General features: G+C 64.2%; 10 protein-coding genes. 4 read left to right on the top strand and 6 right to left on the bottom strand.

Features of this window, described 5'->3' with window-relative positions; genetic code table 11:
• Window positions 1-20: 20 nt before the first annotated feature.
• Window positions 21-1,778, bottom strand: a complete 1,758-nt coding sequence (gene argS / locus ACLB6G_RS12070) for an arginine--tRNA ligase (RefSeq protein WP_410356443.1) — start codon at window positions 1,776-1,778, stop codon at window positions 21-23.
• 58 nt (window positions 1,779-1,836) lie between these two features.
• Window positions 1,837-3,045, bottom strand: a complete 1,209-nt coding sequence (locus ACLB6G_RS12065; RefSeq protein WP_410356442.1) for a deoxyguanosinetriphosphate triphosphohydrolase — start codon at window positions 3,043-3,045, stop codon at window positions 1,837-1,839.
• A 113-nt stretch (window positions 3,046-3,158) separates the two neighbouring features.
• On the opposite strand from ACLB6G_RS12065, the gene ACLB6G_RS12060 reads away from it, so the two are divergent.
• On the top strand, window positions 3,159-3,509 hold the full coding sequence (locus ACLB6G_RS12060; protein WP_410356441.1) for a HesB/IscA family protein: 351 nt from the start codon (window positions 3,159-3,161) through the stop codon (window positions 3,507-3,509).
• A 77-nt stretch (window positions 3,510-3,586) separates the two neighbouring features.
• On the opposite strand, the gene ACLB6G_RS12055 is transcribed toward ACLB6G_RS12060, so the two are convergent.
• The gene (locus ACLB6G_RS12055; protein WP_410356440.1) at window positions 3,587-4,915 is read right to left on the bottom strand and encodes a uracil-xanthine permease family protein; all 1,329 of its coding nucleotides are present in this window, start codon (window positions 4,913-4,915) and stop codon (window positions 3,587-3,589) included.
• A 174-nt stretch (window positions 4,916-5,089) separates the two neighbouring features.
• Here ACLB6G_RS12055 and xth point away from each other — a divergent pair, with 174 nt between their 5' ends.
• Both xth and ACLB6G_RS12045 read left to right on the top strand, forming a co-directional pair.
• On the top strand, window positions 5,090-5,869 hold the full coding sequence (gene xth, locus ACLB6G_RS12050) for an exodeoxyribonuclease III (protein WP_410356439.1): 780 nt from the start codon (window positions 5,090-5,092) through the stop codon (window positions 5,867-5,869).
• Window positions 5,870-5,916: 47 nt separating this feature from the next.
• Window positions 5,917-6,264 carry a hypothetical protein gene (locus ACLB6G_RS12045; RefSeq protein ID WP_410356438.1) on the top strand — a complete coding sequence of 116 codons (348 nt, stop codon included), beginning with the start codon at window positions 5,917-5,919 and terminating at the stop codon, window positions 6,262-6,264.
• Window positions 6,265-6,282: 18 nt separating this feature from the next.
• Here ACLB6G_RS12045 and ACLB6G_RS12040 read toward each other — a convergent pair whose 3' ends face one another.
• Window positions 6,283-7,089 carry a tetratricopeptide repeat protein gene (locus ACLB6G_RS12040; RefSeq protein ID WP_410356437.1) on the bottom strand — a complete coding sequence of 269 codons (807 nt, stop codon included), beginning with the start codon at window positions 7,087-7,089 and terminating at the stop codon, window positions 6,283-6,285.
• A 205-nt stretch (window positions 7,090-7,294) separates the two neighbouring features.
• Window positions 7,295-8,230: a TerC family protein gene (locus ACLB6G_RS12035; RefSeq protein ID WP_410356436.1), complete on the bottom strand. Its 936-nt coding sequence runs from the start codon at window positions 8,228-8,230 to the stop codon at window positions 7,295-7,297.
• A 185-nt stretch (window positions 8,231-8,415) separates the two neighbouring features.
• On the opposite strand from ACLB6G_RS12035, the gene ppk2 reads away from it, so the two are divergent.
• Window positions 8,416-9,468, top strand: coding sequence for a polyphosphate kinase 2 (ppk2, locus tag ACLB6G_RS12030; protein ID WP_410356435.1), 1,053 nt, complete (start codon window positions 8,416-8,418; stop codon window positions 9,466-9,468).
• A gap of 106 nt (window positions 9,469-9,574) precedes the next feature.
• Here ppk2 and ACLB6G_RS12025 read toward each other — a convergent pair.
• Window positions 9,575-10,822, bottom strand: a 1,248-nt coding sequence (locus ACLB6G_RS12025) for a class I tRNA ligase family protein (protein ID WP_410356434.1), incomplete at its 5' end; no start/stop codon positions are given.

Raw genomic sequence — 10,822 nt, 5'->3', positions numbered from 1 at the left:
ACAGGCAGAAGATTGCTTGACTAACGCATTTCTTCCGGTGCATCCGCCCCGACCAGACCCAGTCCGGCCACGAGAACGTCCAGTACTGCCTGCACCAGCCCTAGCCTGGCGCGTGTCAATACTGGATCGTTAACCTTAAGAAAACGTAAGTCGGGATTGTCCGTGCCCCGGTTCCAGTGGCCGTGCAAGGCGCTGGCGAGGTCGTAGAGATAGAAGGCGACGCGATGGGGTTCCAGCGCTGCGGCGGCCTGCTCGACAAGCCGGGGCCATTCGGCGAGCTTGCGGATGAGCGCGATCTCGCCCTCGTCGGTCAGCAGCGACACACCCTCCTCCAGGCCTTCCCGGACCGCGATGTCCGGGCCGTACATCTCGACAGCCTGGCGGAAGACCGAATGGCAGCGCGCCGAGGCATATTGCACGTAGAAGACCGGATTGTCCTTGGACTGTTCGGTCACCTTGGCGAAGTCGAAATCCAGCGGCGCGTCGGCCTTGCGATAGAGCATCATGAAGCGCACGGGATCGCGCCCGACCTCGTCGACCACGTCGCGCAAGGTGACGAACTCGCCCGCACGCTTGGACATGCGCACCGGTTCTCCGTCGCGGTAAAGCTTGACGAGCTGGGTCAGCACGATGGTCAGGTCGATCTTCCCGCCGGAAATGGCGCGCGCCAGCGCCTCCATGCGCTTGACATAGCCGCCATGGTCGGCGCCGAGTATGAAGATCAGCTTCTCGTAGCCGCGCCGGTACTTGTCCAGCATGTAGGCGACATCGGCGGCGAAATAAGTATAGGCCCCGTCCGACTTGACCAGCGGCCGGTCGATATCGTCACCCACATCGGTGGAGCGGAACAGGGTCTGCTCGCGATCCTCCCAGTCCTCCGGCTTCTGGCCCTTGGGGGGCGGCAGCTTGCCGCGATAGACATGGCCCTTCATCGTCAGGTCGTTGATCGCCGAGCGGATCAGCGTGGCGTTGTCGGCGTGAAGCTGGCGTTCGGAGAAGAACACCTCGTGGGTGACGTTCAGCGCCGCCAGGTCCGACCGGATGATGTCCATCATCATGGCGACGGCCTTGTCCTTGGCGATGGCAAGCGCCGTGTCATCGTCCATCGACAGGAGTGCGGGCCCATGCTCGGCCTTCAGTTCTTCGCCGACGGGCTTCAGGTAGTCGCCGGGATAGAGCCCGGCCGGGATGTCGCCGATATCCTCGCCGAGCGCCTCGCGGTAGCGCAGCAGGGCGGAACGGCCCAGCACGTCGATCTGCACGCCCGCGTCATTGATGTAATATTCCTTGGTCACGTCATAACCGGCAAATCCGAGAAGGTTCGCCAGCGCATCGCCCACCACCGCGCCGCGGCAATGGCCGACATGCATCGGGCCCGTGGGATTGGCCGAGACGTATTCGACATTGACCTTGTGGCCCTGGCCCATGGCGGAACGGCCGAAACCGGCGCCGGACGCCAGGATGTCCTTCAGCAGCGATTGCCAGTACCTGTCGGAAAGCCGCAGGTTGATGAAGCCCGGACCGGCGACCTCGGCTGCCGCCACGTCGGCATCACCCGCGATGGCATCGGCGATCGCCTGGGCCAGTTCGCGCGGATTGCGCCCGACCTGCCTGGCCAGCACCATGGCGACATTGCACGCCAGGTCGCCATGCGAGGCATCGCGCGGCGGCTCGACGGCCATGCGCGAGACGTCGGGTGCGCCGCCGTCCTTCGCCTCCAGGCCGAGGCCTTCGACAATGGCAAGAATCCGCTGCGTGAAATCGGCGAAGATGTTCATGGGTTGCTGTCCATAGAAATGAAACACCGGGCCGGTGCCCGGAAAGGCCGGGCCTCGCCTAGCCCATCTCCACCTTGCGGTCAAACAGGCGTTCATATTCCTTGAGCGCGAAGGTGTCGGTCATGCCGGACAGGAAATCGGCGACGTGGCGCGCGCGCGTCGCCTTACCGGCGGGCGTTTCGGCGGCCCAGTGTCCGCCCATCGCCGCCGGGTCGGCCATGTAGGCATCGAAGAGTTCGCGGACCACGCGGTCGGCTTCCACCCGCCAGCGCATGACATCCGGGTGGCGGTACATGCGGGCGAACAGGAAGCGCTTGAGCGCCCGGTCGGTTTCCTTCATCGCGTCGGAAAACCCCGCGATCGCGAGACCGGCCGCGCGAACATCGGCGGCGCTGGCCGGCCTGATGCGTGCCAGCCTTTCAAGCGCGGTGGATATGACATCCTCGACCATGGCCGTGATCTGCCGGCGCATGAATTCGTGGCCCGTGCGCACGGGATCGAGGACGGGCCAGGTCTCGCGCACGGTCGCCAGGGTGCGGGCGACGAAGGGCACCTCGGCTTCCAGTTCATCCAGTGTGAACAGGCCCGCGCGGGTGCCGTCATCGATGTCATGCGTGTTGTAGGCGATGTCGTCGGCGATGGCCGCGGCCTGGGCTTCCAGTGACGCATGCTGGGACAATCCCATGGGGAAGGCCGCGTCGAAATCGAGGATGTCCTGCGGCACCGGCCCATCCAGCCCGTTGCCTTCCGCGTCTGTCAGCGGGCCATTGTGCTTGACCAGGCCTTCCAGCGTCTCCCATGAAAGGTTCAGGCCATCGAACTGGGCGTAGCGGCGCTCCAGCCGCGTGACGATGCGCAGCGACTGGGCATTGTGATCGAAACCGCCAAAGCCCGCCATCTTCTCGTTCAGCGCGTCCTCGCCGGTATGGCCGAAGGGCGTGTGGCCGAAATCGTGCACCAGCGCCACGGCCTCCGCGAGATCCTCGTCCACCTTCAGGGAACGGGCAATCGCACGGGCAATCTGCGAGACCTCGATCGTGTGCGTCAGGCGCGTGCGGAAATGGTCGCCCTCATGGGCGACGAATACCTGTGTCTTGTGCTTGAGACGACGGAAGGCGTTGGAATGGATGATCCGGTCACGGTCGCGCTGAAACGGCGTGCGCGTGCGGCTTTCCGGTTCCGGGATCAGGCGGCCGCGCGTGCGGGCCGGATCGCAGGCCCAGGCCGCGCGCTCGCGATAGCCGAATCCGATGTCGCCGAGAATCATGCCTGTCCCGCCCCTGTTGCCGCAATCGCACAGGTCCGTCATCCGTGCCGCTGTTGACGGTCCCGTGGCGGTTACTTACCTATGGGGCAACAACGAATGCAAGGCTGGACACGATGGGTCACGACGCAGCAAGCACGATGAAGGGTGTGGATGTCACCGATGCGGCCGCGCGCCGCATCCTGAAGGTGCTGGAACGGGAGCCGGAAAAGATCGGCCTGCGAATCGCCGTCGAGGGCGGCGGCTGTTCGGGCTTTTCCTATCTGATCGACCTGACCGACGCCCAGAACGAGGACGATGTCGTGTTCGAGAAGAACGGCGCGAAGGTCTTCATCGACGAGTTGTCGCTGGTCTACATGGGCGGCTCGAAGGTCGATTTCGTTGACGAACTGATGGGCCAGGCCTTCCGGATCGACAATCCGAATGCCGTGGCAAGCTGTGGTTGCGGGACGAGCTTTTCGGTCTGAGACGCAAACATTGGCGAATGGAAGAGCCGCGACGGGAGGCCCGCCGCGGCTCTGTTTTTTCGGCTTCCGGCAGGCCGTCAGTCGAGTTCTTCCGGCAGCGCCAGGTTCAGCACGATGGCAATCAGCGCCGAGGGCAGCAGGCCGGAGGTCAGCAGGATCTTGAGCGTGGCCGGCAGGTGCTGCAGCGCGTCGGGTTCCAGTTGCAGGCCGAGGCCGACCGAGAGCGCGACGGCGAAGATCACCATGTTGCGGCGGTTCCAGTTGACCTCCGACAGCATGTTGACGCCGGCGGCCGCCACCATGCCGAACATGACGATGACGCCACCGCCAAGCACGTGGATCGGCACGGTGGAGACGACCGCACCGACCTTCGGAATGAAACCGCACAGGATGAGGAAGATCGCGCCATAGGTGACGACGTGGCGGCTCATGACGCCGGTGATCGAGATCAGGCCGACATTCTGCGAGAAGGAGGTGTTCGGCAGGCCGCCAAAGACGCCGGCAACCGCCGTGCCCAGACCATCGGCGAAAGTGGCGCCGGAGATTTCCTTGTCGGTGGCTTCGCGCCCTGCCCCGCCCTTGCAGATGCCCGACGTGTCACCGACCGTCTCGATGGCCGAGACGATTGCCATGAAACACATGCCGATGACGATCGCCGAATTGAACTCGAAGCCCCACTTGAACGGCTCAGGCAGGGCGAACGCAGCGGCGCGACCGACATTGTCGAAGTTGACCTGGCCAAGGAGAAGGGCCACGACATAGCCGGCGATCAGGCCGAGCAGCACCGCGGCGATGGACAGGAAACCCCTGGTGAAGAACTTGATGGCCAGCGTGACGACGACAACGACAAGCGCCGGACCCCAATAGGCCATGGTGCCATAGGCGGGCTTTCCGATCAGCGGCACACCGCCGGCGGCATACTGGATGCCGACGCGGATCAGGGCCAGACCGATCATCAGGACGATGAGGCCGGTGACGAGCGGCGGCAGCGCGAAGCGGATGCGTCCGATCACGAAACCGAGGAAGAAGTGGAAGATGCCGCCGATCAGCACGCCGGTCATGAGCCCGGCAAGGCCTGCCACACCCTGCCCCGCCACGGCGGGGATCATGATCGGCAGGAAGGCGAAGCTGGTGCCCTGCACGATGGGCAGGCGCGCCCCGACCGGCCCCATGCCGATGGTCTGGAACAGGGTGGCGATGCCGGCGAACAGCATAGACATCTGGATCATGTAGATCAGGTTCGGAAACTCGGGCGAATTGGACCCGAAACCGAAACCGGCGGCACCCGCCACGATGATGGCCGGCGTGACATTCGAGGCGAACATGGCAAGGACATGCTGGATGCCAAGCGGAACCGCCTGGGCAATCGGCGGCGTATAGTCCGGATCGCGAAGCAAGGCCTTCATGTCCGCGGAACCGGCGGCGGCCGGCATTGAAGCAGCGTCACTCATTGAATTGACCCCTCTGTTGTTGTTAAGTGCCGCCGGTCCCCACCGGCCGCAGCTTTCCGGCAGGATCATGCAGACGGACTGGCGGAACCATCCATATTTTCTTGAAACACTTGCTTTGCGTAGTTTGCCATGAAGATCGCGACCTGGAACATCAACGGCGTCAAGGCGCGCATCGACAACCTGCTCGCCTGGCTCCGCGACAGCGCGCCGGACATCGCCTGCCTGCAGGAAATCAAGTCCGTGGACGAGAACTTTCCCCGGCTGGAGATCGAGGCGCTCGGGTACCATGTCGAGACGCATGGCCAGAAGGGTTTCAACGGCGTGGCGCTGCTGTCGAAGACCTCACCGGACGAGGTGATGCGGGGCCTGCCCGGCGATGACGGCGACGAGCAGGCCCGCTTCATCGAAGGCGTGTGGTCGATGCCATCGGGCGTGCTTCGCGTTGCCTCGCTCTACCTGCCGAACGGAAATCCCGTGGACACGGAGAAGTTCGCCTACAAGCTGGCATGGATGGACAGGCTGGAAGCCCATGCGCGCCAGCGCCTGGCACTGGAAGAGCCCTATGTCCTGGCCGGCGACTACAACGTCATCCCGGAACCGGAGGATTGCCACGATCCGAAGGTATGGGAAGGCGACGCGCTGTTCCGGCCGGAAAGCCGCACTGCCTTCCGGCGGCTGGAGAACCTCGGCTACACCGATGCCATCCGCGCGGTCACAGACGCACCCGGAACCTACACGTTCTGGGATTACCAGGGCGGGGCCTGGCAAAAGAACAACGGCATCCGCATCGACCACCTCATGCTCTCGCCAGAGGCGGCGGACAGGCTCGTTTCGGCGGGCATCGAAAAGCATGTGCGCAGCTGGGAGAAGCCGTCGGACCATGTACCGGTGTTCGTCCACCTGGCGTGATGACGTGCTGTCGCGCCCGCGAACCGTCTTGTGCTAGACTGGCACGCATGAAGACGGCGCGTGTGATCCTCGCAGTGTTTTTTCTGTTCCCGCTCTTCGGCGCGGTTCAGGCCGCGCCCGATTGCAGATGCCGCGCCAACGGGACCGAATACCGGCTGGACGAGGAGGTGTGCATACGCTCTGCGGGAAAGCCGTTCCGGGCGCGTTGCGTCATGGTCCTCAACAACACCTCATGGCTCAGGACCGGCGATTGCGAGCAGGAGAATGCCAGCGCAGCCGCGACACGCAGGGCTGCCTTCCGGCTGGATAGCACGCCACCCCTCACCCTGCCGCCCGATTCGATGTGCGAACCGGCACGCTGGACCGGCAAGGCCGGCGGGCGCCCCGGTTCCTGACCGGATCGTGCCAGGGGCTTACTTGTAGCCTTCGCGGAGGAATTGCTCGGCCAGGACCATCGCGGTGCGGCGGTCGCTCTCGGCGGCAAGGCCGAAGGCTTCCTCCTGGCGGGTGCGGATCCAGCCCTGGTCGACCGGCTCGGCGCGTTCCAGCGCCGCCGTCAGCATGGCGAGGCCGCGAACCATCTTGCCGTCCTGCACCAGCAAGTCGCCCAGGAGCGCCTCGGCCTTGTAGTGCCCCTTGCGGGCCGACAGGCGAAGCCAGCGCGCCGCCTGCTTGCGGTTCGCGCGTCCGCCATCGCCCTCGAGCAGCATCCGGCCCATCTCGAACTGCGCATCAGGATTGCCGAACATGGACGCGGCCTGGAGATAGAGATCGCGGGCGAGCCTAGGGTCGGCGCGCACGGGCGACATGGGTATTCCCTTGCGCACGTAGCCGGCCAGCGCCACAAGCGCGTCGGACACGTAACTCTCGTTGGGGCTGCCCGGTTCGGCGCCCATGCGAACGATGTTACGGAAGATCTTGAAGGCTTCGTATTCGTTCCGGCTGACACCGTCGCCATCGGCATACATGCGCGCCAGCTTCCATTGCGCGCCGGCATGGCCCTTGTCGGCGGCATAGCGATAGGCCTCGATCGCTTCCTTCTTGTCGCCGCTGCGATAGGCATCGAAGCCGAAGCGGAAAGCCGCCCACGGATCGTCGCTCTTCTGTCCCTTGCCGGGATCGAAGGCGGCAGCATGCGTTACGGGAAGGAGAAGGGCAATCGTCAGCACTGCAAGGCCGCCGAATGCCCGGTAACTCCGTTTCGTTCCTGTGCCCTGCACGTGTTGGCCCTGCTTCTGTCCGCAAGCGCGCATCGCGAACGCGCGACGCCTGCCCTGGCCCGCATGCCGGGCCGTTTTCTCCGATGGCTTCGGGGTGCTCCCGTTTTGTGGCGGGACTTGGGCAATCGCCGCCACCTTCCATGCCTACACGATGGCTGGATGAATAGCTGTTGCCGAAGCGCAACAAGACGCCCCTTCCAGCCGCTCAGGACCGGCCTGGCGGCGGCGGATTCTCCGCCCGCGCGACGATGGAGGCAATGACCGATCCGCCAATGAGAAGGGCCGTGACTCCGAGGGCGACAAGCGACGGGATCTCGATGGTGCCGGCCAGCAGCATCTTGATCCCGATGAACACGAGCACGAGCGACAGGCCGGTCTGGAGGTATTCGAATTCCCGGATCATGCCGGCAAGCACGAAATAGAGCACGCGCAGGCCCATGATGGCGAAGACGTTGGATGAAAAGACGATGAAGGGATCATCGGAAATGGCGAGAACGGCCGGGATCGAGTCGACGGCGAAGACAAGATCGGTGACCTCGACCGCGACCAGGACGACAAAGAGCGGCGTCATCCAGAGCCGGCCGTCCACCTTCACGAGAAAACGATTGCCGCGATAACTGTCCAGGCAGCGACCGCTTCGCGTGAGCAGCCGCACGACCGCCGATTGGCCCGGATCGATCTGCGCCCCGTCGTGGCGCAGCATCTTCCAGCCCGACCAGACCAGGAGGGCGCCAAGCGCCATACCGATGAAATGGAACTGCTGGACGAGGTGGACCCCCGGCACGATGAGCGACAGGCGCATGACGATGGCGCCAAGAATGCCGTAGAAAAGCACGCGGTGCTGGGCTTCCGGCGGCACCTTGAAATGGGCGAAGATCATGGCGATGACAAAGATGTTGTCCATCGACAGGGCCTGCTCGACCAGATAGCCGGTCAGGAACTCCGCCCCCTTCCCCGCTCCGCCGAAGTGGAAGACGCCGAGCGCGAAGATCAGCGCCAGGGCCACATAGACGCCCCATGTCATCAGCGCGTTGCGGATGGACAGGGCTTCTGCCCGGCGGTGAATGACGAACAGGTCGAATGAAAGAACCGCGAATACAAAGGCCAGGAATGCGGGCCAGAGCCAGTCAGTACCGTGCATTCGCCCCGCTCCATCGGATGGCCGACGCACCCCTCAGGGACGCCGGACCGTGTATGTGGATTTCAGCCTCCGCAATAACAAGACGGGAAGAAAAAAGTCTTGCCACGGATTGACACGCATCAAGGACACATGAAGCCTTATCATCGACCATAGGTAGAATATTAGCAAATATCGGAGGGTTCACGATGATCGATGACAACACGGCAACCACCGCCAGCGAACCGGCCCCGGCGCCTCCTCCGGCGCCAGCGGAAGAGGCGATGGCGGCCGTCGGGGAAACGGCGTTGGTGGAAAAGGAAGACACCAAGGCTGCGGTCAAGTCCAAGGTGCGTGTTCCCGACCACCATCTTGCGCAGATGCGGCACGATCCGCAGGCCATCGCCAAGCTGTTCGAACAGGGCGTGTATCCCTACAAGAGCAAGATGAAGCGGATGGCCTACGAGAAGGAAAAGGCCGCGCTCCAGGTGGAACTCCTCAAGGCGCAGCGCTGGATCGAGGAGACCGGGCAGAAGGTGGTGATGCTGTTCGAGGGCCGGGATGCGGCGGGCAAGGGCGGCACGATCAAGCGCTTCATGGAACATCTGAACCCGCGCGCGGCGACCGTCGTGGCCCTGCCGAAGCCCACCGAGCGGGAAAAGACCCAATGGTTCTTCCAGCGTTATATCCAGCACCTGCCAGGTGCAGGCGAAATGGTGCTGTTCGACCGCTCCTGGTACAATCGCGCCGGGGTCGAGCGGGTCATGGGTTTCTGCTCGCCGACGGAATATCTCGAATTCATGCGCGAGGCGCCCGAGGTGGAAAAAATGCTCTCGCGCTCCGGCATCCGCCTCTACAAGTACTGGTTTTCCGTGACCCAGGACGAGCAGTACCGCCGCTTCAAGGCGCGCGAGACCGACCCTCTGAAGCAGTGGAAACTGTCGCCCGTGGACAAGGCCTCGCTGGACAAGTGGGACGACTACACGGAGGCGAAGGAAGCGATGTTCTTCTACACGGACACCGCCGACGCGCCATGGACGATCATCAAGTCGAACTGCAAGAAGCGCGCGCGGCTCAACACCATGCGCCACTTCCTCTATTCGCTGCCCTATCCCAACAAGAACCGTCACGTGGTCCATGCGCCCGACCCGCTCATCGTCGGGTCCACGCACCACGTCATCGGTCAGGACGACCATATCCTCGGCAAGACCCTGCACCCCGAGCAGCGCAAGGGCAATGGCACGGCGGCCAGCGGGGCCTGACCGGGCACCCCTTGCAACTGTGCCAGAAAACGAAACAGGCCGGGCGACGATGCCCGGCCTGTTGCCATTTGCAGTAACGCATCGCTGCGCCTGAAGTGCGCTCCGGTCATCCGGCTTCGCGGATCCGCTGCAAGGCCGTTGCCAGCCGCGCGGCCGTTTCCTGCGCCTCGGCCAGTTTCTCGCGCTCGGCCTCCACGACCTCGGCCTTCGCATTGGCGACGAACTTCTCGTTGGCGAGCTTCTTTTCGATGCGCGCGGTTTCGTCGGCCGCCTTTGCATGGGCCTTCTCCAGCCGGGCGGCTTCCGCCTCGAGGTCGATCAGGTCACCGAGCGGCAGGCAAACGGTGGCCTCGCCGACGACGATCTGGGCGGATCCACGGGGGGCTTCGGCTGCCGTGGCGATACTCTCCACGCGCGCAAGGCGCCGGATGGCCGCGTCATGGCGCTCGAGGCGCGCCAGGGTCGGTTCGCTGGCGCCCGTGACCACCAGCGGTGCCATGGCGCCGGCCGGCACGTTCATCTCGGCGCGCACCGAGCGCACGCCGGAAACGAGATCGATCAGCCAGTTGATGTCGGCGGCAGCCTCGTCATCCTCGAAGGACGGCTGCGGCCATGCCGCGTGGCAAAGAAGGCCGTCGCGGCTTGCCGTGTGGTCCCAAAGCTCTTCCGTGATGAAGGGCATGAAGGGGTGCAGCAGCTTGTAGGTCTCGTCAAGAACATGGGCAGCGCAGGCGCGCGCCTCCGCCTTGGCCTTCTCGTCCTCGCCGTTGAACACGGGCTTGAGCAGTTCGAGATACCAGTCGCAGACCTGGTTCCACACGAAGCGGTAGGCGGCGCCGGCGGCATCGTTGAAACGGTAGGCCTCGATGGCCTGGGTGACCGCATTCGCCGTGCGCGTCAGTTCGGCGAGAATCCAGCGGTTGACCGGATCGACCGCCGTTTCCGGCGCAAATCCCGGATCGCGAGCGACGCCGTTCATCTCGGCGAAGCGCGTGGCGTTCCACAGCTTGGTGCCGAAATTGCGATACCCGGCGATACGGGCAGGATCGAGTTTCACGTCGCGGCCCTGGGCGGCCATGATGGCCAGCGTGAAGCGCAGCGCATCGGCTCCGTATTCGTCGATCAGTTCCAGCGGGTCGATGACGTTGCCCTTGGATTTCGACATCTTGGCGCCGTTCTTGTCGCGCACCAGCGCATGGACGTAGACCGTTTGGAACGGCTCCTCGTCCATGAAATGCAGGCCCATCATCATCATCCGGGCAACCCAGAAGAAGATCATGTCGAAGCCCGTCACCAGCACGTCGGTCTGGTAGTACTTCTTCAGTTCGGGCGTCTTGTCCGGCCAGCCAAGCGT

The organism is Zhengella sedimenti (assembly GCF_046506625.1).
Lineage (GTDB): Bacteria > Pseudomonadota > Alphaproteobacteria > Rhizobiales > Rhizobiaceae > Zhengella > Zhengella sedimenti.
Note: the sequence above shows the minus strand (reverse complement) of the source record. Positions and strands in the feature narration are given on the sequence as shown.